The sequence below is a fragment of the Dyadobacter flavalbus genome (genome assembly GCF_006149045.1).
Classification (GTDB): domain Bacteria; phylum Bacteroidota; class Bacteroidia; order Cytophagales; family Spirosomataceae; genus Dyadobacter; species Dyadobacter flavalbus.
In genome coordinates this window covers 16553-38704 of the sequence record NZ_VBSN01000030.1, presented here as the reverse complement: position 1 = coordinate 38704, position 22152 = coordinate 16553, and the positions used below count along the sequence as shown (strand labels likewise).

At 46.0% G+C, this 22152-nt stretch carries 15 protein-coding genes; 5 read left to right on the top strand and 10 right to left on the bottom strand.

Annotated features, from left to right (window positions below):
* Nucleotides 1–208: 208 nt before the first annotated feature.
* Complete coding sequence (locus tag FEM33_RS10325; protein WP_139011987.1) at nt 209–1501, bottom strand: amidohydrolase/deacetylase family metallohydrolase; 1293 nt, start codon at nt 1499–1501, stop codon at nt 209–211.
* Between the two features lie 637 nt (nt 1502–2138).
* Between FEM33_RS10325 and FEM33_RS10320 the strand changes: the two genes are divergently transcribed.
* Nucleotides 2139–2612, top strand: a complete 474-nt coding sequence (locus tag FEM33_RS10320) for a hypothetical protein (protein ID WP_139011986.1) — start codon at nt 2139–2141, stop codon at nt 2610–2612.
* A gap of 285 nt (nt 2613–2897) precedes the next feature.
* On the opposite strand, the gene FEM33_RS10315 is transcribed toward FEM33_RS10320, so the two are convergent.
* The 4 genes from FEM33_RS10315 to FEM33_RS10300 form a co-directional block, all read right to left on the bottom strand.
* A complete protein-coding gene (locus tag FEM33_RS10315) occupies nt 2898–3527 on the bottom strand; it encodes an HAD family hydrolase (RefSeq protein ID WP_139011985.1) in 630 nt (209 codons plus the stop codon).
* Nucleotides 3528–3903: 376 nt separating this feature from the next.
* Nucleotides 3904–5541 carry a carboxylesterase/lipase family protein gene (locus tag FEM33_RS10310; protein WP_139011984.1) on the bottom strand — a complete coding sequence of 546 codons (1638 nt, stop codon included), beginning with the start codon at nt 5539–5541 and terminating at the stop codon, nt 3904–3906.
* 241 nt (nt 5542–5782) lie between these two features.
* Nucleotides 5783–6193: a response regulator gene (locus FEM33_RS10305; RefSeq protein ID WP_139011983.1), complete on the bottom strand. Its 411-nt coding sequence runs from the start codon at nt 6191–6193 to the stop codon at nt 5783–5785.
* The gene (locus FEM33_RS10300) at nt 6186–7787 is read right to left on the bottom strand and encodes a sensor histidine kinase (protein WP_139011982.1); all 1602 of its coding nucleotides are present in this window, start codon (nt 7785–7787) and stop codon (nt 6186–6188) included. Before FEM33_RS10300 ends, FEM33_RS10305 begins: the two co-directional genes overlap by 8 nt.
* A gap of 215 nt (nt 7788–8002) precedes the next feature.
* Here FEM33_RS10300 and FEM33_RS10295 point away from each other — a divergent pair, with 215 nt between their 5' ends.
* Together FEM33_RS10295 and FEM33_RS10290 are read left to right on the top strand one after the other, a co-directional pair.
* Complete coding sequence (locus FEM33_RS10295) at nt 8003–8572, top strand: Crp/Fnr family transcriptional regulator (protein ID WP_139011981.1); 570 nt, start codon at nt 8003–8005, stop codon at nt 8570–8572.
* A 74-nt stretch (nt 8573–8646) separates the two neighbouring features.
* Entirely contained in the window at nt 8647–9372 is a 726-nt protein-coding gene (locus FEM33_RS10290; protein ID WP_139011980.1) for an SDR family oxidoreductase, read from the top strand.
* Nucleotides 9373–9434: 62 nt separating this feature from the next.
* Here the strand turns inward: FEM33_RS10290 and FEM33_RS10285 are convergent, their stop codons facing one another.
* From FEM33_RS10285 to FEM33_RS10270, 4 genes are all read right to left on the bottom strand, one after another.
* Complete coding sequence (locus FEM33_RS10285; RefSeq protein ID WP_139011979.1) at nt 9435–12233, bottom strand: VWA domain-containing protein; 2799 nt, start codon at nt 12231–12233, stop codon at nt 9435–9437.
* A 169-nt stretch (nt 12234–12402) separates the two neighbouring features.
* Nucleotides 12403–13551: an efflux RND transporter periplasmic adaptor subunit gene (locus FEM33_RS10280; RefSeq protein ID WP_139011978.1), complete on the bottom strand. Its 1149-nt coding sequence runs from the start codon at nt 13549–13551 to the stop codon at nt 12403–12405.
* A 6-nt stretch (nt 13552–13557) separates the two neighbouring features.
* Entirely contained in the window at nt 13558–17931 is a 4374-nt protein-coding gene (locus tag FEM33_RS10275) for a CusA/CzcA family heavy metal efflux RND transporter (RefSeq protein ID WP_139011977.1), read from the bottom strand.
* A gap of 101 nt (nt 17932–18032) precedes the next feature.
* Nucleotides 18033–18410 (bottom strand): hypothetical protein, encoded by a 378-nt coding sequence (locus FEM33_RS10270; RefSeq protein ID WP_139011976.1) that lies wholly within the window; start codon nt 18408–18410, stop codon nt 18033–18035.
* Between the two features lie 259 nt (nt 18411–18669).
* Here FEM33_RS10270 and FEM33_RS10265 point away from each other — a divergent pair, with 259 nt between their 5' ends.
* Together FEM33_RS10265 and FEM33_RS10260 are read left to right on the top strand one after the other, a co-directional pair.
* On the top strand, nt 18670–20157 hold the full coding sequence (locus FEM33_RS10265) for a hypothetical protein (RefSeq protein ID WP_139011975.1): 1488 nt from the start codon (nt 18670–18672) through the stop codon (nt 20155–20157).
* Between the two features lie 134 nt (nt 20158–20291).
* The gene (locus FEM33_RS10260) at nt 20292–21320 is read left to right on the top strand and encodes an LLM class flavin-dependent oxidoreductase (protein WP_139011974.1); all 1029 of its coding nucleotides are present in this window, start codon (nt 20292–20294) and stop codon (nt 21318–21320) included.
* Between the two features lie 147 nt (nt 21321–21467).
* Here the strand turns inward: FEM33_RS10260 and FEM33_RS10255 are convergent, their stop codons facing one another.
* Entirely contained in the window at nt 21468–21911 is a 444-nt protein-coding gene (locus tag FEM33_RS10255) for a response regulator (protein WP_161597094.1), read from the bottom strand.
* Between the last annotated feature and the right edge of the window lie 241 nt (nt 21912–22152).

Below are 22152 nucleotides of genomic sequence, written 5' to 3'. Positions count from 1 at the left end.
ATCTTGAATAACTTCAAGTCATTAACTTAACAAAATCAGAAGCCGCCTGAAAAACGTTAATTCAAAAAACGAATTTTCAGGTGGCTTTTAGCTTCATTCATTTCCAATTACTTATTCAGATCTTTTCCGTTCAAGTATTTATAAAACTCAATATTATATTTTCATCTCACATCTCACATCTCACATTTAACAATTTACATTTCACATCCTAACGCTGCGCAGGCCGTGGCACATTGACCGGATCAACCAATGCATTGAGCGTGTAAACAATACTTCCCGCCCGGATCGTCATTTCCGTTTCTATACGCTTTTTACCCTGTATTTTACCGTCTCTCGCATAAAAACCGAATTTTCCGTCACGCAGATTCAGTATGGTGATATCCGCATCCGAACCCACTGAAAGATTGCCGAGTTCAGGGCGTTTGATTTCCTTCGCCGGGTTCCAGGTGCTGGCTGCAATCACACTTTTAAAGTCCATGCCCATGGCCATAAACAGCGACATAATGTTGTTCATATCTTTCATGGCATTGTTCATGCTGCCCGTATGCAGGTCCGTGCTGATCGAATTCGGATAAAATCCCTGTTTGATGGCAGGCTGTCCCTGGGCCAGCAAAAAACTGGCGCCGCCGAAGCCGACGTCAAAAATCACGCCTTTTTTCTGTGCTTCCAGCACGTACGGCTTTACTTTGTTCGTGGAAACATCCACAATCGATTCTCGTCCTTTTCCGCTGTTATTGCTGTTTCCGCCGAAACAATGCGTATAAATGTCGCCTGCCCGGAATTTTTTAAGGAACAGATCTTCCAGCGGCAGAACAGGGTCTGCGCCTCCGAAATCCACCATGATCGGGACATCCGCCATTCTGCTGGCTTCAATTGCGCGGTCTGTCGGTGTCCAGTTATGTCCGTTGAAATGTGCCAGTTTGACGCCCACAACGTGATCTGGATATTTCTTGACCATTTCAGCCGTTTTAACCGCATCCATTTCTTCCAGACTGTTTTCATATTTTCCCCCTGCCATTCCTTCCCCGACAATATTCAGCATGGCGAGAACACGTGTTCTGGATAAATCGATGGTTTGCTTTTTAAATGTTTCAAACGTTTTCCATCCGGAACTTCCGGCGTCTACAACCGTCGTAACGCCCGACCGGAAAGTGAAACCGTCAGCTTGCAGGCCGTTTGGGCCGTTGCGGTAAGTTCCTTCCAGATCCGTTCCCCAGAAAAAATGAACATGGATATCAATAAGCCCGGGTGTCACGTACAATCCTTTGGCATCAACGACCTGAACAGCCAGTTCCGGACTGATATTCTTTGCAACCAGCGCTATTTTGCCGTCATTGCCGCCCGGCGTACCGGCAACAGCAACATCCATGATGCCGTCAATATTGTTTTTCGGATCAATAACATGGCCGCCTTTGATGACAATTCTATACTTTTTTTCCTGTGACCAAACAGGTTGAAAAACGCAAAACATGAAGAAAATAACAAGGGAAACTACTTTCATAAAAGGTTTGGATTTGGTTATGGAATAATGGATTTATTTGGAAGCGGCCCAATTGTCCTGTTTTGCAATATGCATTTCTTTAACAATTAAGACGCACTTCATGCTGCTTGTAACAAGGCAATCTGTTTGCAGGAATACCCGTATTCCTGTCGATTATTTTTGGTAAATCAAGCAGCGCCTTTTCCGTAATTAACTTTTTTAAAAAAACATTCTGTCCGGATGCCGTTTAGTTTTATTGATGCCGTTTTTATTTGTAACCGGTTTTAACATTTATTAGTAACCTTACAGATACAGACTTTGATTTGGTAAGTTACGGAACATGCAGGAAAGTATGCAGCGAAGGGTTTGTCAAAATCATAACAGAGCAGCAATGATTTAAACGTTTTCTTAGTTATAGTTATAAATTAAAAATGCCTGGAAAGCAGTAGCAACGTACAGGTTTAAAGTGTTTATAAAGAAAGAAATTTTATTAAACAAAATTCTTTTTCAAGGATATTTTAGCGGTTTAAATAACTTTAAATTATTGGTTAATCGCATTTTAATTTCTGTTTAGTCATTTTGAATGAATAAGCGGTTGCAGATCTTTTACTATTATCATTATGTTTGTATAATTATAACATTATAATAATTTCCTTTTATGAAAGCCAAAGCAATAAAGTTTTTCTCACCACAGGAGAACAATTCAAAAGTAGAAGTAAGTAAACCCAAACTCACAGGCTACATTTCCGGATCCGGAAAGATCATTTTACCCGTTATTGCACTTCAGGAGCTGGATATTGAAGCAGAAAAAGCACGGTTTAAAATCGGTACGGACCAGGGAAAAAGAAAATTCAAATCCGTTTATCTTATTCCTTCCGAAGACGAAAACGAAACCTTTGCACTTGTTAAAAGCGGACGCGGATATGTTATTCCGCTTGGAAAAATTCTGAAACAAGGCGGGATTGATTTTGAAAATAACAAGTACACTTTTGCTATTAATCCGTTCCATTATGACGAAGGAGTAGTCGGTTATGAACTGACTTTGTCCAGTGAAGAACCCGCAGCGCCGGCTACAGGCAAACGCCGCGGCCGTAAACCAAAAATTGCAGCAGACCAAGTTGAACAGGCGTAAGTGCCGATTTTTAACCCACTTGTTTAAACGTTATTCTTAGCCCGATAAAGCATTTTATCGGGCTTTTGTTTTATAATCGGAGCAAAGTGTAATTTTTTTATTATGCATGTGTTCAAACTTTCCGGAATTTAAACTTTCATCATTAACAACATGATAAAAATTGCCATTTAATTATTATTTCCTGTTTTAATATAAATTAAAATGTCCGGATGATTCCATTACCATTCCCTGATCCAATAAACCGCTTACTTGAAACAAGTATCAGTCCAGGTAACCTGACTGTTTTTAAACGCGTGCAAATTTTTCCTTTTTCAATCCTTCCAGAATTTCCTTTGTCGACTCGAAGCTTGTGTGATGATAGGCGCGGATACCGTGTTTCTTGGCAGTATTTACAAACATGATCCGGTCATCAAAATATACGCACTGACTTGGCGTTGCCTGCGCAATTCCCATAGCCAGGTTAAATATTCCCGGATCGGGCTTACGCATTTTTACTTCGCAGGAAGAAATAAAAGCATCAAAACAATGATGCAGCTTGAACTTCTGAACACGATAATCGTTCAGTTCCTTGCCTTCATTATTGATGGAAATAATACGGAAACCGCAGTCTTTTTTCCATTCTTTCAGCCACGCCAGCATTCCCGGCAATTCCACGGACTGCGCGTACATAAATTCCTTAAAATCTTCGCGTACAAAATCACGGGGATGATTAAAAATGACAACATCCAGATACTGATCCAGCGTAATACTTCCAATTTCATAAACGTTGAAAATGAAATTATGCAGGTTATTCAGTTCATCGTAATCCAGTCCGAATTTTTCTGCCGCCATAATCCTGGATTCATGTCCCCAGCCATTACTCAGCAATACGCCGCCAACATCAAAAAACAGAATCTTAAGGTCGCTGCTTTCCATTGCATAGAAGTTTAATCTTTACAGTAATCATTGAATTATTCAGTTTGAAACCGGAAAAAATAAAATACTGATCCTGCATTTGAATTATGAATTAAATGCTGTAAATGATTTCCATACCAGGTTTCCTGAAAAATTTAAATATACAATACTTATCCATAACCGGATTGATGCAGCAGGAAATTAATCATCAGCGGCAAGAAGCAAACCGGAAATCATTATGCAAAATGCGTTTCTGCAACGGGAATTTATGCAGCATTTGAATTTCGGTTACGAATGCACTGAATTCCTGAAACCGAAAGCGATACTCATGCAAAAGCCTTTCTTTCCGGTTCTTACACCGGCAGAAAGGCTTTTAAAATGGAATTGAGCGGTAATGTTACTTTTTCGTATTTAATTCATCCAGCAGCAAATAACGGTCGCCGTTCTTTTCCGTCTGAAGACGGCTGTTCACATCAATCTGCATGTACTGAGCCGGTTTGCCGTTGCTGAGCGGTGCCCAGTTTGGCAGTCCGGATCCATTCGGGTTTCCTGTTTTTATGAAATTTGCAAAATAATTCTGCATGTCTCTGGACACTTTATGGTCTTCTTCCGTCCAGGAATAAACTTCATTTTTGGAAAGGTTTCCCATTGCATACTCGATTTCCGCAGAGTGAACGGCACCCTTCGGAAGGGCCGTCTGAGCAGGTTTCGGATCAGCGGATTTGGTGACACCGCCGGCCAGATTCGCTACTGCATTGCCCATTTTGGCCGCCATCGCAGGGCGCGGACGTGAATAATAGTAACGAAAAACCGGTTTGCCGCCCGTTTCGCTCTGCAGGTCCGCCCATTTCCAGGTGCTGTAACCGATAAAACGGTCGCCTGCCAGATCCGTTGCAACCTGTTCCACATTGGCCCCGGAAGAAACAGCATAGCTTTTCAGGATTTTATCCGCATTTTCTCCATACAGTTTCTGAACGGCTTTCGTGTAATTCTCCACAGTCGGTTCTTCGTTGCCGAGCAAAGCGCGCGAAGACATTTCTTCCGAGTTCCAGCCGACAAGCAGCGGCACATGCGCCTGTTCTCCCGCAGCATACATTTCCAGCGGTTGTTTCGGGAAGAAATAACCGTCGATAGTAGCCATAAACCTACCGGAACCGGGTTTGTCCGTAAATTCAAGCAATTTTTCAGCCGGAACCGCACGCAGTTCTGAAAGCGATTTCACACCCACTTTTTCAGCAAATTTCAATCCGAACTGCTCGGCTTCATTCAGCGTAACGGGCGGAAGCGTCCCCAGCAACGAACCGCTTTCTCCGATAGCGCCTGCAATCAGTCCTTTGGAAAGCGGCGACACCATCAAAGCACTTACAGCGATGGAACCTGCTGATTCCCCGGCGATTGTGATCCGGTCCGGATCTCCGCCGAAAGCGGCAATATTCTGCTTGACCCAATGCAAGGCAGCATTCTGGTCCAGATAGCCATAGTTGCCCGTTGTGCGGTTTGGTGATTCCTTCGTGAGTTCAGGATGCGATAAAAAGCCGAAAACGCCCAGTCTGTAATTAACGGTCAGAGTTACAATGCCTTTTCCAGCCATGCTTTCACCGTCGTAACGGCCTTCCGAACCGTCGCCGGCAATGTTGCCGCCGCCATAGTAATAAACCAGAACCGGCAGTTTCTCATTGGCGGATTTTGCCGGCGTCCATACGTTCAGGTACAGACAATCCTCGCTCATGCCGTCGGAACGGAATCCCATATCGCCAAAAACAGGATTTTGCATGGCTCTCGGGCCAAATTTGTTTGTTTTGCGAACATCCTGCCAGTTTTTGACAGGCTGTGGTTCTTTCCAGCGAAGTTCGCCAACCGGCGGCTGCGCAAACGGAATTCCTTTAAAGGAACGGATACCGCTTTGTTCGACAACACCTTCAACAACGCCGTTATTTGTTTTTACCTGAGGCGCAGCATTGCTTTTGCCGGATTGTGCCAGCGCAAAACCGGCAAGTTGGACAGATAACAAGGTTAGTAAAATGATTTTATTCATAGGATTTCAGTATTCGGTTTTATTACAAAACAAATAAGTTTTTGTTCCGGAATAAAGAGTATGCAAAACTTAATTTATACCGTTTGACACTTTGTTTATTGTTGCAGCAAATTCGTACAGTTCAAATTTACCGAAGCAAAAAACCACATTTCTGCTATCTGCTTCCCGATCAGTCCGATTCAATTGAAATCACCAAAATCCTTTTCACATTTTACATCTCGCATTTTACAGCAAACTGTTTTCATTGACCCGGATTAAAAGCAGCCAGAATCCTTTGGATATCTTTGGTTGTAAGCGGTTTTACAATCAGTTCCTTGACGCAGGAAATGGATTTTGCACGGTTGTAATCCTGTTCGTCAATCGTGGAACTCACCAGATAAATGGTGATATTTTTACTGATTTGCGGTTTCAGTTTTTCGTAGGCATCCAGAAACTGCCAGCCGTCCAGAACAGGCATATTCAGGTCCAGCAATATCAGGTCCGGCAGTTCATTCGGATTTTGCAGGTTTACCGTAAAAAAGTCGATTGCCATTTTCCCATTGTGAAAAAAAAGGGTCTTTTCGGTAATATCGGCACGTTTCATGATGAGCTTGATGGCAAATCTGTAAATTTCGTCATCATCGATTACCCAGGTTGTGCTTATCTTATTCATTGAATGTAATTTTAAAAACTGAACCTTTTCCAGGCTGACTTTCAACCTGTATTTGTCCGCCCTGCGATTCGATCTGGGTTTTGGTCAGAAAGAGGCCGACGCCGTGCGCATCTTTCCGTTCATGAAAGGTTTTGTACAAGCCGAAAATTTTCTTTCCGTGCAGTTCCAGGTCAATGCCAAGGCCGTTGTCGCGGCATTCCATGACCGTTTTCATCTGTTCATTCCGGTAAGTCCTCAAAACGATGACCGCATCTTTATCCGGATTCCTGTATTTGATTGCATTTGAAATCAGGTTTGTAAGAATGCTTTCGAGATAAATATGCGGAAAACTGATCCGTTCCGTTTCGTAAACCTGTTCCACTTTCACGTTATTCACTTTAAGGTCCGATTCAAAAATTCCGAGGACTTTTTCCGTGATTTCCCTGAAACTGATTATATCGGAACTGATCGGATCTTCCTTGATTTTTATAGCCTGCGACAGATCTTCCAGTGTTGCATTCAGTCCATCGGATACGTTTTTCATTTTGTCAAAGAGCGCGGCATTGTATTCATCCAGCGTTTCGGTTTCCACCAGCGATGAAATGAGGACCATGTTACTGGCATGGTTCCGGATGTTGTGCGAAAGAATATGCGTAAAATTTTTCAGTTGCTGAATGTGCTGCGTGGTAAGTTCAAGCGACTGGCTCAGCGCGATTTCGTTGGTTTTATAACGGTCAATATCCATTAAGGTACCCAGGATTTTAACCTTTTTTCCATTCCGGTCGTAAAGCACCTTGCCGGTGGAACGGACCCAGATCGTCTTGCCTTCCGCAGTTACAATCGTGAGTTCCATATCCCAGTCCGAACCTGTCAGGATTGCAGCGCGTATGGCTTTTCGCAGCGTTTCGCGGTAGGGCGGTTGAACCTGTTTGATCGGGTCGTAATGATCAATGGAATATTCGTAAGGAAGCTCGAAAATGTCATAAACGGTTTGTGACCAGGTTTTTGCACGTGTGGTCAAATCAATTTCCCAGCCTCCGACACGGCTTATTTTTCCGGCTTCGGAAAGCAGGAACTCGCTGGCTGCCAGTTTTTCTTCCACAATATGCCTTTTTCTGATTTCAGCTTCCAGTTCACTCACAGACCGGAGGGAAAAAACGGAAGGCAGGATTTTATACAGCGCGTAAATGGTAAAAACCGATACAACAGCCGTTACAAGCCGGATCAACGCACTGAGGCGGTATGCCGGCCACCAGAAAATGACGGCATCCATCAGATGCGTAATTCCGCATAGCAGGATAAATGCAACGAACAACAAGTAAACACCATGGAACGGAATGTCTTTTCTTTTATTTAAAACATTCAGCATCAGCAGCGGAATGGCAAAATACGCAGCCCAGATCCCGAGATCCGAAAGGATATAGAGCCAGCCATGAAAGTCTGACCAGTTTCCGCAATACCAGCGCGGCGGCCAGTCTTTTGTATGTAGTATACCGTTGAAAAATTCGGAGAACTGCTCACCAAACGACGCCTTTTGATTGATGGCAGCGCCATTTCGTCCGCATATAATGGTACCCAGTTCACTGTCAGTTCCGGAAACAGGCGAAGGCTTCAAAATGCAGAAGGTTGAGTAAAAGAAAATTAACTTATTTGACAACTACGTAGTGTAATTTATTGCAAATATGTAAATAAGTTCAATGAAACTTAGTAATATATATCATATTTATTCGCTCATCAAGTTATTGAACAGCAAGCAGCGGAAACCTGAAACCGGTTTTTAAATTCCGGAATAACGGAAAATATCTGCCCCGGCCGTCATACCTTAGTCGCATGGAAGAAATAATCAGTTATATGCTTCAGTTCGGCCGGCTAGATGCACAGCAGATCGAACTGATCAAAAGCAGGTTGCATGAAATTACACTGAAAAAAGGAGCGTATTTTTCGGAGGCCGGCAAAGTAGCCAGGCAAGTCGGATTTCTGCATGAAGGCGTGCTCCGGGTTTGTTATTACGGCATCAGGGGAGAAGAATTTACACGCTGTTTTGTCCGGGAAAATCAGTTTGCAGTGGACCTGAACAGTTTTTACAATGAAATTCCCTGCTCTGAATATGTAGAAGCACTGACGGACTGCCGGATGTTTGTCCTGAGCAAACCGGCATTTACCGAACTATCCGGTACCATAGCCGACTGGAACCCGATGTTTGCAAAAATGTCGTCGAGTGCATTGATGCGGAAAGTGTACGAAAGCAGCCGTATGCTCAGTGAAGACGCCACAACGCGTTACCTCAGCTTTCTGGAAATCTATCCGGGACTTTCCAACCGGATTCCGCTTTCCGCACTGGCTTCCTATCTGGGAATCACACAATCCTCACTGAGCCGGATCAGAAAAAACATTTCGTAATGCTTTTTGCCAAATGACAAAAAAGAATGGGTTTGAATACCCGAGCTTTGCTGCTGTATTTAAAACAGAACATCATGAAAAAAACAGCATTGATCACGGGTGCTAACAAAAGCATCGGTTTTGAAACGGCCAGACAATTACTGAACCTCAACTATACCGTTTATATCGGAAGCCGCGATGCCGAAAAAGGCCTGAAAGCAGTTGAACAACTGAAATCGGAAGGATTTGAAGATGTGGAAATGGTTCAGATCGACGTAACGGATGCAGCATCCATCCATGCCGCGGCTGCGGAACTGACCAGTAAAGTTGCTCGGCTGGACGTGCTGATCAACAACGCCGGAATTCCGGGCGTCATGCCTCAGAATGCTTCCGAAATCACGCAGGAAAATCTCAGGAACATATTCGATACCAACTTTTTCGGTGTGGTGCAAACGACGCAGGCATTTATCCCGCTGCTGAAAAAATCGGATGAGCCGCGCATTGTCAATGTTTCCAGTGATCTGGGTTCTCTGGGCAACCATACCAATCCGGATTATGCGCACTTTGATGTAAAAGTAACCGGTTACTGTTCGTCCAAAACGGCGCTGAATGCATTTACCGTCATGCTTGCTTACGAGTTCAGGGATTCGAAATTCAAAATAAACAGCGTCAATCCCGGCTACACGGCAACGGATTTCAATGGCCATACCGGTTACAAGAAAGTGGAGGAAGCAGCCGAAGTAGTTGTCCAGTACGCCATTATTGGTGCGGACGGCCCGAATGGCAAATTTTTCAGCGATTACGGCGAAACGCCCTGGTGATTCGGAATGGTAATCTGCCGCCCTGAAATCTGCTTTCATACTGATTTCAGTGCGGCTGCTTTTTACGGCTGTGCGGCTTTTCTGGCCTGCGCTTCAAGGATCAGCTGCGTTCCGGCGCTTTCTGCGGTAACATGTGCATACGTTCCGTTCCCCAGTTCGCTTAATCTTTTCAGAAAAGGTCTGTGATGCTGGTTTCTTCCGAATGTCAATATGCTGAGGTGAATGTCTTTCTTTGCACTTTCGCTGATCAGTTGCTGCACTTCTTCACTAACCGGAAATTCGCCGTCTGTTGCCAGAATAATCCGGTTATTGCCGCCGCGGATGTAGTGTTTCTCTGCAACTTTACAAGCCAGCCTGATTCCATCATTTCCGTCCGTGTCGCCGTCCGACTGCAGCATATCAATCTGTTTTGCAATTACAGCCGCCTTTGCACCCGAAGTCGGTTTCAGTGCAATGCGTGCTTTGCCCGAATAGGTGACAATGGAAATCCGGTCGGAATCCCTCAGCAACGCAAGCAGCGACTTGATCGACTTTTTCAGTAACGGCAATTTGTAAGGTGAATTCATGGATGATGAAACATCCATCAAAAGCACCATATGATTGTCTGCAAAGCCATTCAGCGAAAGATTGCCCGCGTTCCGCCCCGCGTCTTTATCCACGAAAACCGTATCCACTCTGACGCGCTCCACATACACGGTATCATGCATGATTGGTGCGTTTCCCCGATTATCAGTTGGTTTCTGTTTGCCGGGCCGGATGAAGGCAGAATTGTTATTTTCAGTTTCCGGCTTCAGACTTATGTCCTGATTTTTGTCGTTTAACTTGTTTTTATCCGTCTGCAATGTCGGCAATTCCGGCAAAGGCGTTCTTCTGAATGCATAAACATCCGGCTGGTTTACAGCTTTAAGCAATCCCGAACCGGCGAGTTCAACAAACTTGTTGTACGGATAAACCAGTTCGTTATTGTAAAAATAGTAAAAGGGCTCATACGGAGTTTGAGACGTTTTCAATGCCTTTGTGTTTAGCCTGGTGATCATTTCTGCAAACTGTGCGGAATTGCCGGCCAGATCTTCATACGGAGCATACGGGCATAAGCCATTGTTTCGTCCATAGCGCTTCAATCCTTTCAGATTTGCATATTCATCCTGGATCAGTTTTGTGGAAAAAGCTTTCACTTCATCGGTTGCCGGCAACTGTGACTTTTTTTGAATTAAAAAATCTTTTACCGCAAACAAAATCTGCTTGTCGGCATCGAGGGTTCTCAGCAAAGCGTTTCCCGCAACATGCCATGAACCGGCCGGGTTTTCAGGCGGGTAGCTTTCATGAATGCGCCTTACATCGTTGTAAAGCTGTTCTTTTTTCTGGTCAAAAAGATCAAAAAGCAATGCATAGCGGTCCAGAATGGCATCGGAGCGCTGCAAACGATCCTGTATATATGTTTTGCCGGCCGTATAGCGGATCAGTTCAATACTTAATGCATCCATTTCCTTCAACATACTGAAAAGCACTTCCGCCTGACCGTTTACCGAAGCGCGGTATGCTTCGGGAATGGCCGAACCGGCATTTACAAGCAGTTCATAAGCCGAAACCGGAACCTTAAACTTTTCATGTTCGTAAGTGAGCTTTGCTCTTGATTTGCTCTGTTCCGGATGACGGTAATATTCCGCCGTGGACTGATAATTCCTGAGCATGAGCTGCAAAGCATGCATCTGGCGCAGCGATTCATTGATAAATTCTACGTATCCGTTCAGTGCCCGGATCGTGAGCGGCGGTACGGGTGAAGCGGACGGCTTCGTGCGGAACGGGAGCAATGGCTGATCTTCAAACGGCGGAGTTCCGGCAGTTGTTTCCGGCCCGGCGTTTTCCTGTTCCATGGCAAATACCGGACTGCATGCAGGAAAGTAAAGCAAGCGCCGGACCGGTTTGCTGTAATCCACGAAAGCCTTGTAACTGATCAGCAAATCATTGTTATAGTAATTCAGCAGCCATAAATAAACATCATTGCCGTGCTCCGCAGACTGCCGGGCGGCATAAGTATGGTCATCCAATGCATGGCGTTTCAGCGTTTGCATGGCGACAATGGCTGAACGGAACGATTTTACAGCATCGGAAGCCGGGTAAGCAATGCCGGCATGTGCTTTCCCGAAATCCGGAAGCAGCTTTTCATCCGCCAGCATACTTTTACGGACAAGCTCCAAAGGCCATTTCGAACGGCTGTCTGCATGCAGGTAAAACGGCAGGGAATCAAGAAGCTGCTGCTGGCTTTGCAGTACCTGCCACATTTCTTTTTCCATATTCAGATACGGATCCGCAGCTTTATAAGGCTGATACTGGCGATAAATATGCTGAATTTGGCCGTAAAACTTCGCTTTTTCCTGACCAAACTGCCTGAAAATGGCCTGCATTTCTATAACAAGCTCATCGGATTTTTTAAAATCATCTGCTTTGTAAGCCTGTAATTGCACGTAAGTTTCCAGCGCTTTTGCGGTTTGATCCAGCCGTTCCAGGCTTTTCCATAAAGCTGTGGCATTGGCCACAAGCACTTCTTTATCAGTAACTTTGATCCCTTTTCCGGCAATTGCTTTTTGAAAGTAAAAATCTTCCAGCGGCCCGGAAGACGGCAACCTCAGCAGAAAATCCGGTCTTTTCCGAAATTTTTCCCGTTCCGACTGATACGCACTGAGCATGTTGAAGCGGCTGTTCAGGACTTTTACCGATTCATTGATAAAATCAACATACTGATTGAACGTCTGCTGCGATGCTTCAGACTGCGCATATGCACTGAAACGCGATTTCGTAGGTTGCGCGCCGGAACGAAAGGAAAGGGCACAAAATGTGCTCAATAGTATCAAATATTTCATAGTGTGTGTGAAAATGCCTGATAATAAATTGCGGCAAATGCAAAGTTCGGAATTTCAGAATAAAAAGAAAGCATACGGAATTGTTGTTTACCCTTCTGCTTTTCAGTTACGCGTACCCGTCCGGCTGTGGCAGAAACGGTCCGGACGAGTACGCGGAAAGCTGTTAAATTCAACCTTCTTCTTCGGTATTCTTGATTTTCATGAGCAGGGCATAAGCGTTTTTAACAACCATTCTGGTGTTTGCGGTGATATTTTCAGCCTCGATCTGCTGCTTTCCGCTATGGACAACACCGGGTTTTACTTCGGTCATCTGAAACTGGCCTCCGGTATTTTCTGTAAAAATGTAATGTCTGTTTTCCCATCGTACAACGGCTTCTTTGGGAACTGTAAGTGCCTTTTTGTTATTTACTGACACCGTTCCGTTCATAAACATGCCGGGAACAAGCGCTGGGCTGTATTTTTCAAAATGGCAATGTACCTCCGCCATTCGGTCCTGATCCAGGTTTTTACTGATCAGAATGATTTTTGCAGTGAATTTTTTATCCGGTTCGCTGTTGGTAAAAGCAGTAACATGCTGGCCGATGGACAAGGAGCCGAGGTCTTTTTCAAATACATGCAGTGCCAGATGGATATCGCCCGGATCGACGAGCTCGAAGAGCATGTCCGTGGGCGAAGTGTACTTGCCCACATTGACATTCACTTTGGATACATACCCGTTGATCGGCGAAACAATGGCAACGCTTTTGGAAATATTGTCCGGTTTCAGCTTTGCAGGATTGATGCCGATCACCTGAAGTTTTTGTTCCAGCGCATTTCTCAGGATACGCTGCGTTTGCATTTCGGCCCTTGCCTGCTGAAAAACCTTATCGCTGCTTGCTTTGCTGGCGTTCAGGTCGCGCTGGCGGTTGAACTCGGATTCGGCAAGAATAAAATTTTCGCGGGCAGTGAGATAATCCTGCTGAAGCTGAATAAACTGCATGTCTTCCAGCTCGGCAAGCACCTGACCTTTTTTTACATGCATACCGGGCAGCATTCCGGTCGATTTCAGATAGCCGCCAAGCGGAAAGCTCAGGCTGACGGTACTTTGCGGCGGAACGTCGATTTTTCCCTGAAGAGCAAGTTCGCCGCTGATGTTTTCAAGCTGTGGCGTGGCGACTTCAATGCCGGTGCTTTTCAGCTGTGCGGGCGTAAAGGAAACCGTTTGTTCCGAAGCGGCAGCGGTTTTTATTGCAGGCGTTTCAACTGCTTCTTTTTTCAGTTCGCCTTCGCAGGAAAACAGGAGCAGCAAACCCGAACAAACCATGATATATCGTGTCATATGATTTTACAGATTATTTAGTTTCATGAACTGAATAACAGCCTGATTATAGCTGTCCAGTGCATGGATGTATTCGTTTTTGATCGTAATAACCTGATCGGCAAGAATCGTCCAGCGGAGAAAATCTATTTCCCCGGCCTGAAACTGCTGATCGGCTGTCAGGATGATGAGATCGGCATTTTTGAGCCCCTTTTCCTGATAATAGCGTAAACTTTCCCTGAATTTCTCCATTTGCTGCCTTGTAACGGCATGCTCGTTTTGCAGCTGCATGCTGACGTACTCCGTTTGTTTCCGTTCTTTTTCCAGATTCAGTTTCGCCGCTGCCACACGTGCCGACTGCGCTTTGAAAAACAGCGGAATCCCGACTCCTGCACTGAAATAACTGAAACGGTCTTTGCTGCTGAAAAACAATTCCTGATCACCCAGTATCTGCGAACCGACAAGGCTTTGATTATTGTAGCCAAATGTCAGGTCGGGAAGCAGTCTGGATTTTTCATTTTTCCAGCGAAAATGTGCTTCGTTCTGCTGCTGTCTCACTAGTTCCGCCGCCGGAAGCTGCTCCAGAGCAAGAACGGAATCTGCTTCGGTGAATAAGTTTTCGATAATTGGGTTTTCGATCTCCGGAATGTACTGCTGTGTATCCTGAAGCAGCAAATTAAACTGACTGACCACAATGGACATATCCTTGTTCAGCATATTCAGCTGGTTGGTGATCTGCTGGCGGTGCGATTCCGCCGCTGTTTTTTCCAGCACGTTTGCTTCGCCTTTTTCAAAACGCAGATTTGATTTCTCCTCAAAAAGCCGGTAAATGCTGTCGGCGTAGGTCAGCAGTTTTTTTCTTTCGTTCAAGGCCGCATATTCGTAAAAAAGCTGCCGGACACTGCTCCGGATATCCTGTTCGGCAAGGCGGGTGCGGGCTTGTGAAATCCTATATCCGGCTTCCAGCAACTTGCGCTGACTGGAATAAACCGCAGGAAAACTGAAAGTCTGACTGATGCCGAAACGCGTGTCGTTATGCAGGCTGTTCACTTTTCCGTAATCGGCATTGATGCTGGTTTTGGCAATGTCCAAAGATGCAGACTGCATTTGTTCGCTGGCTTTTTCATTCAGCCTTGCACTTTGCGCAAGCAGGTTTTTTTTCAAGGCAATGCTGATGGCCGTATTCAGATCAACAGGCGCGGCAGTCTGTGATTGTGCGTGGCTGAAATGGAACAATGCCAGCAGCATCATGGTAACAGCCATTTTTTTACCCGGAACTGCTGGTTTTGACTTTTTATCAAACAAAAGATAAAGTGCCGGAAGTACGAACAAGGTCAACAGCGTTGCCGTCATCAGTCCGCCGATCACAACCGTAGCCAACGGCCGCTGAACTTCTGCGCCGGCGCCGTTGCTGAGCGCCATCGGTAAAAACCCGAGCGAGGCCACCGCGGCAGTCATCAGAACGGGGCGGAGCCTGTTTCGCGTGCCCGCCAGCACAAGCTGTAACGAGTCCTGGATTTTTCCTTCTTTCCTGATCCGGTTAAATTCTGAAAGCAGCACGATCCCGTTCAGCACGGCCACGCCGAAAAGCGCGATAAAACCGACGCCTGCCGAAATACTGAACGGCATACCGCGCAAAGCCAGCGCAAAAACGCCGCCGATTGCAGAAAGCGGGATTGCAGTATATATAAGTGCTCCGTCTTTCACAGAAGAAAAAGCAAAATACAGCATGATAAAAATGAGCAGCAACGCCACCGGAACCGCAATGCCCAACCGCGTCTTGGCCTGCTGAAGATTTTCAAACGCGCCGCCGTAGCTGACGGTGTAACCGGCTTCAAACTTCATCTTCGAACCCACTTTCTGCTGTAATTCTTCTACGATAGACTGCACGTCACGGCCTCTTACGTTGAATCCGACGATAATCCTTCTGCGGGTATTTTCCCGCTGGACCTGGTTCGGGCCTTCCACTTCCCGGATGCTTGCCACCTGATAAAGCGGAATCTGGATGCCGCCGGGTGTTGAAATGGGCAGGTTCTGTACGTCGCTGATATTCCTGCGGCCTTCGTTACCGACACGCACGACAAGGTCGAATTTCTTTTCACCTTCATAAATCTGTCCGGCTGCGACTCCTGCAAATGCGGCATGGATCGTGCGGTTGATGTCATCAATGTTCAATCCGTACTTTGCAATTTCGCTCCGGTTGAAATCAATAACGATCTGCGGCATGCCCGTTACTTTTTCCACATACCAGTCGGCCGTGCCTTTTACCGTCCTGGAAATGCTGCCGAGCTGCTCCGCATAGGAAGCCAGTTTGTCCAGATCTTCCCCGAAAATCTTGCAGACAACATCCTGTTTGGCGCCGGTCATCAGTTCATTGAAACGCATTTGTACCGGATACTGGAATCCCGTTGTTACGCCGGGCATGACTTCCTGTACAGTTGCAGCCATTTTTTCTGCCAGTTCCGGAAAACTTTCCGCATTTTTCCATTCCGCTTTATCTTTTAAAACAATGATCATATCCCCGCCTTCAATCGGCATCGGGTCGGTCGGGATTTCCGCACTGCCGATTCTGGAAACGATCTTTTCGACTTCGGGATATTTTTGTTTCAGGTTTTCGGAGATTCGGTTAAAAGCATCAATGGTTGTACTCAGGTTAGTACCCACCAGCAGGCGGGTTTCCGTAGCAAAATCGCCTTCTTCCAGCTGCGGAATAAATTCGCCGCCCATTTGCACAAACATCAGAACGGCAACCGCAAACAGCGTAAAAGCAGCAAGCACCATCCCTTTTTTGATCCGCAATGCATGCGTCAGCATTTTTTCATAACTGTTTTCAATGCGCGTCATCACACGGTCTGAAAAGTTGGGCTGATGGGAAATATTTTTACTGATAAACAAAGAACTGATCATGGGAACGTACGTCAGCGATAATATAAAAGCGCCGGTGACGGCAAACGCAACTGTCTGCGCCATCGGCCGGAACATTTTTCCTTCAATGCCTGAAAGTGAAAGGATCGGCAGGTAAACAATCAGAATGATCATCTGGCCGAATACGGCTGCATTCATCATGCGTGATGCAGAGCCGGCTACTTCCTCGTCCATTTCCTGCTGCGACACTTTATGAACAGCGGCATACTTTTGTGAAAAATGCATGTGATGCAGAATGGCTTCCACGATAATAACGGCCCCGTCCACGATCAGTCCGAAATCCAGTGCGCCGAGGCTCATCAGATTGCCGCTCACACCGAAAAGATTCATCATCGTAATGGCAAAAAGCATGGACAGCGGTATCACGGAAGCCACGATAAGGCCGGCGCGGAGGTTGCCGAGAAAAAGCACAAGGATCAGCACCACGATCAGTGCGCCTTCCAGCAGATTGTGCTCTACGGTTCCGATGGCATTATCGACCATTTTGGTACGATCCAGAAAAGGCTCGATTTCCAGACCTTCCGGAAGCGTTTTCTGGATTTCGGCAATGCGCGTTTTGACGTTTTCAATCACTTTTGAAGAATTGCCGCCTTTGAGCATCAGGACAATTCCTCCGGAAAGTTCGCCTTTGCCGGCCATCGTCAGTGCACCGTAGCGAATGGCCGAGCCAAGCCGGACTTCGGCTACATGACTGATCAGAACGGGTGTTCCGTTGCTGCTGTTTTTGACCACCATATTCCGGATATCGTCCATGGAACCGGCAAGTCCGACGCTTCGGATGTAGAGCACGGCAGGCCCTTTTTCAATGTAAGCGCCGCCCGTATTCTGATTGTTCCGGTTCAGTGCGGTGAATACGTCACTGATCGTAAGACCAAGCGCTTTCAGGCTGGACGGAACAATGGCCACTTCGTACTGTTTGAGCTCACCGCCGAAAGTCGCTACGTCTGCTACGCCTTCTGTTCCGAGCAGTTGTCTCCGCACGATCCAGTCCTGCGTGGTGCGGAGATCGGCGAGTGAATATTTCTTTTCGTAGCCGTCTTTCGGTTTGATCACATACTGATAAATTTCCCCGAGCCCGGTCGTAACCGGCGCAAGCTGCGGCACACTGGCATTTTCGTTTATTTCAACCTGCGAAAGCCGTTCGGTTACCTGTTGTCTGGCCCAGTAAACGTCCGAATTATCATCAAATACAATGGTGATCAAAGAAAGTCCGAAACGGGAAAGGCTCCGGCTTTCTTTGAGTCCGGGAATATTGCTGATCGCCTGTTCGATCGGGAAAGTGATCAGGCGTTCCACATCCTCGGCGCCGAGTGCGGGTGCGGTGGTGATGATCTGGACCTGGTTATTGGTAATGTCGGGAACGGCATCGATGGGCAACCGGCTTACTTCATATGCGCCGAGGGCAATCCACAGCAGCATGAAAATGCCGATCACCAGTTTGTTCTTGACAGAGAACCGGATGATTTTATTAAGCATAACAAACTTTTAAATAAATACATAGCAAATAAGCCATGCGGGTGCAGCTGGGTGCACGCATGGAAAATCCGGACTGAAGCAATCCGTCAGAAAATATGTATTCAAGCTTGCGGCGGGCGGAAAAGAGAGCCTAGCGTAGTGTTATAATATACCTGAGGCCGGTAAGAACCGTTATCCGTTTTGAACGGCGAAAAGGTATTTTTAAAAGTAAACGTGTTTGTAAAAGGGACAAAAAGAAAATGTGCATGCTGGATTTCAAACTTTTTGAAAGGCAGCTGCATGTCTTTCTCGTCATCATTATCGTCAAGATCCTCGCCCCAGTAGTGCATGGACAGAAAGTCCGTAAAGCTTATGCGCTGATCAAGCGCCTTGTGTTCGGTAAAGTGCCGGATCAGGGACGGAAATTTCAGCACCTGATACAAGGAAGTTGTATCCAGGATGACAATGGTGAGGATAATATGTAGAAAAAACCTTTTCAAGCTACTAAAATAAGTTAACCTCGGTTGCATAACAAGAAAAAAAACCTGTTTTCACGCATTTTCCGGCGTATATGCCCTGTATTCTTGAAATATAACTAATTAAGATTATTATAGGTATAAACAGGAATAACACAGGCATACGGCCGGATTTGTTGGAAAGCGAATGTTTCCTGTTTTAATTTGCATGCCCGGCCATCCGTGCCGTAAGCCGCAGCTGCCGACCTGCGGGTTTGCTGCCGAACACCTTTATCCAGCTCAGATGCGCTCAACGTTACTGTTCCTTATTTATATATCTCTTGTTGCATTCGGATTGTATCACCATGAAATGTGGCGGGACGAAATCCAGGCATGGAACCTTGTGCATGACAGCGCATCCATTCCCGACCTTTTCCATAATATCCGGTATGAAGGGCATCCGGTTCTGTGGTTTCTGGTGCTGTGGCCGTTTTCCAAGTTTAGCCACGATCCGCATATCATTCAGGTTGTTCATTTCGGCATGGCTGCGTTTGTGGCATTTCTGGTTATTTATAAGAGTCCGCTGCGGTTTTATCAGCAGATTGCAGTGCTTTTCAGTTATTTTCTATTCTTTGAATACGGACTGATCAGCAGGAATTATCTGATCGGTATTGCGCTATTGCTTGGCATTGCCGTTTTATGGAAAAGTGACCGGAAAAACAGTTGGTCAATCGGTATTCTTATTTTTCTGCTTTTTCAGAGCAATGCATTTATGGCACTGATTGCGGCCGCGGTTTTGCTGATGCTCATGCTGGAACTGTTTCAAAGCCGGATTCTTTTCAGGCCTGGAAACATAGTATCCGTCATTTTTGCAATGGCCGGAGGACTGCTATTTCTGGTAACGATTGTTCCGCCGCCGGATAATTCCTATGCGCCCATCTGGAACCTGCATTTCTGGCCGGGGCTTGCCGTTACTACAATCGGGAAAATAACGGCCGGATTGTTGCCGGTCCCGGAATTCAAAACCGCTTTCTGGGGAACCAGACTGATTGAAAACAGCATTGTAAACGCCATGATTGCCGTTCCGGTTGTAGCTGCGCTGCTTTGGTCGCTGCGAAAAAACACGTCTGTTTTTATATTTACCTTCACATCGTTCGGACTGATGCTGCTGTTCCTGTATCTGAAACCCGTCGGGACTTACAGGCATTACGGGCATTTTTCAATGGCTTTGCTGTTTGCATACTGGATTTATGCCTACCGGTCGGAACAGCCGCGGATGACAAGTTTTATTTTCAATTCAGTTTTTTTTGCCCAGCTTCCGATCGGTCTTTTTGCCGCTTTTACAGACTGGAAAAATCCCTTTTCCAATGCAGTCCATGCAGCTGATTATATTGAAAGGAACATGCCTGAAAATGTCCGGATTGCGGGCGCATTCAATTACCTGTCCACGCCGGTAGCAGGCTATCTGCAGAAGGAAATCCGTTTTCTGAACGACGGGAGATTTTCGGATTACGTAATTTGGAGAGAAAAATACTGGAATTACAAGGCAATCCATCTCAGTCAGGCCGAGCTGTTCAGCCGTTTTGTTGAAACGGTTGATGTTCGCAAAAGCAATGTGCTGATTATGAACTATACGCGTGATCCGTATACGCTGAACGATGCAGCCGGAGAAGGACAAGTGCAGATCATGAAGCTGAATGGCCGGAATTACAAGGTTACATGCGTGAAAGTGTGTGCAGGAGCCATTGTGGAGGATGAGAATTATTATTTGTATACGTTTTCGGAGATTTGATTTTTGTGAGCAGTGAAATGTGAGCAGTGAAATGTGAGCAGTGAAATGTGAAAAGTGAAATGTAAAATGTGAGTTTAAAATCTTTTTTGGGTTATGGAAATATATGTTTTGGGATCATAAACGGGATAAAACGCATGGAAATTGGAATTGACAGTTTTGCTTCGGCCATGTTCGGTACAAATGAAAGCAACGCGATCAGCAGCGTGGATGCAATGAGCCAGCTGCTCGACAGGATTGAGCATGCCGATCAGGTTGGGCTGGATGTATACGGAATCGGGGAGCATCATAAAAAGGAATTTCTGGATTCGGCTACGGCGGTTATCCTTTCCGCTGCCGCAGCGCGCACCAGAAAGATTCGTCTGGCCAGCGCCGTAACCGTACTGAGCGCCGCCGATCCGGTGCGGGTATTTCAGAGTTTTGCTACGCTGGACCTTATTTCCAGAGGCAGGGCGGAGCTTGTGGTGGGAAGAGGTTCTTCGGTTGAGGCTTTTCCATTATTCGGTTTCAGCCTGAATGATTACGATCAGCTGTTTACTGAAAAACTGGATCTGCTGCTTAAAATCCGAGAAAGTGAATTCATTACCTGGTCGGGAAAATTTCGTCCGGCATTGAACAATCAGCCCGTATACCCGCGGCCTTTTCAGGAAAAACTGCCTGTGTGGCTTGGCGTAGGCGGCACGCCGGAATCCTTTGCACGTGCAGGCGCACTCGGATTGCCGCTGATGGTGGCGGTAATAGGAGGGGAAACGTACCGTTTCCGGCCCTTGGTGGATATTTACCGGGAAGCCGGCAGAAGGGCAGGCTTCAAGCCGGAGGAGCTGAAAGTAGGCCTGCATTCACCGGGGTATGTCGGCAAAAGCACAAAAGAAGCCATTGATGAATACTATCCGGGATATGCTGAAATCTGGACGAAACTTGGAAGGCAGCGCGGCTGGCCGCCGGTGACACGACAGCAGTTTGACATGCAGATTGCGCCCAGAGGCGTTTTGATGGTCGGCGGCCCGGAGCAGGTTGCCGAAAAAATACTGGCGCACAGCGAATCACTCGGCGGCATTTCACGCGTTACCTTTCAGATGGACAATGCCGGACTTACACACGAACAACTGATGCAGTCCATGGAACTGATCGGAAGCAAAGTAGCGCCGATCCTGAAGAATGCGTGATCTGTAAAAGGACCTGTTACAGCAGGAGCAAGTTACAGTGCATGTCCAGCATTACAAAAGCCGTCCGGTTCTGAATCCGGACGGCTTTTGTAAGTTGGGCTTTCCCTGACAAACTGGCCTGGCTTGTAAAATCACATATGCCGGGATTCACTCAGCCGGCTGAACTTCACGTCCCAGCCAGAATCTGCAGATAGACTGCATGGTGCTTTTTACTTTGTCGAATTCCATAGGCTTTATAATGTATGCGTCCGCACCTTCCTGATAACATTTGATGATCCTGTCCTCGCGCGTGTCACTGCTCATTACGACAACGGGAATGTCTTTCAAATGTTCGTGAGATTCCACCGCAGGTTTTTTGATCAGCTTAAGAAGCTGTAAGCCGCTCATTCCCGGCATGTGCAGATCCAGAATAATCAGCTTCGGAAATTTGTCATGTTGTTCCTGTATTGATAATGTACCCAAATGCCGGTGCAGGATTTTTCCGTCTTCAAAAAACTTTACTGAATAGGATTCGGGCAATTGTTTCAGTATTTGATATAGCAGAAAATGCTGATCCGGGCTATCATCTACAATATAAATTTCTCCATTCATAACCATTGTAATTTACTAAGCCATCGCTTCTATCAAATAATATACCATGAATTGATGAATCCCGAAGTTTCAGGAAATTAGATCAAGATTGATTATGATTATAATCGGGTTAAGCTGCATAATATACTCATTTTCACAAATGAAATATTTTGGGCGCGGTATTCAGCTGTGGATTTCCGGGAACGGACCTGGCTGAAATTCATTTTGGTTCGGTATAAGGAAGCGGATTCTGTTCATGGTC

Coding starts and splice junctions, on each gene's coding strand:
- FEM33_RS10260 (WP_139011974.1), top strand. CDS start 20,292: ATGGAAATTGGAATTGACAGTTTTGCTTCGGCCATGTTCGGTACAAAT.
- FEM33_RS10305 (WP_139011983.1), bottom strand. CDS start 6,193: ATGAATAAGATAAGCACAACCTGGGTAATCGATGATGACGAAATTTAC.
- FEM33_RS10325 (WP_139011987.1), bottom strand. CDS start 1,501: ATGAAAGTAGTTTCCCTTGTTATTTTCTTCATGTTTTGCGTTTTTCAA.
- FEM33_RS10315 (WP_139011985.1), bottom strand. CDS start 3,527: ATGGAAAGCAGCGACCTTAAGATTCTGTTTTTTGATGTTGGCGGCGTA.
- FEM33_RS10295 (WP_139011981.1), top strand. CDS start 8,003: ATGGAAGAAATAATCAGTTATATGCTTCAGTTCGGCCGGCTAGATGCA.
- FEM33_RS10290 (WP_139011980.1), top strand. CDS start 8,647: ATGAAAAAAACAGCATTGATCACGGGTGCTAACAAAAGCATCGGTTTT.
- FEM33_RS10320 (WP_139011986.1), top strand. CDS start 2,139: ATGAAAGCCAAAGCAATAAAGTTTTTCTCACCACAGGAGAACAATTCA.
- FEM33_RS10310 (WP_139011984.1), bottom strand. CDS start 5,541: ATGAATAAAATCATTTTACTAACCTTGTTATCTGTCCAACTTGCCGGT.
- FEM33_RS10275 (WP_139011977.1), bottom strand. CDS start 17,931: ATGCTTAATAAAATCATCCGGTTCTCTGTCAAGAACAAACTGGTGATC.
- FEM33_RS10280 (WP_139011978.1), bottom strand. CDS start 13,551: ATGACACGATATATCATGGTTTGTTCGGGTTTGCTGCTCCTGTTTTCC.
- FEM33_RS10255 (WP_161597094.1), bottom strand. CDS start 21,911: ATGAATGGAGAAATTTATATTGTAGATGATAGCCCGGATCAGCATTTT.
- FEM33_RS10265 (WP_139011975.1), top strand. CDS start 18,670: ATGCGCTCAACGTTACTGTTCCTTATTTATATATCTCTTGTTGCATTC.
- FEM33_RS10285 (WP_139011979.1), bottom strand. CDS start 12,233: ATGAAATATTTGATACTATTGAGCACATTTTGTGCCCTTTCCTTTCGT.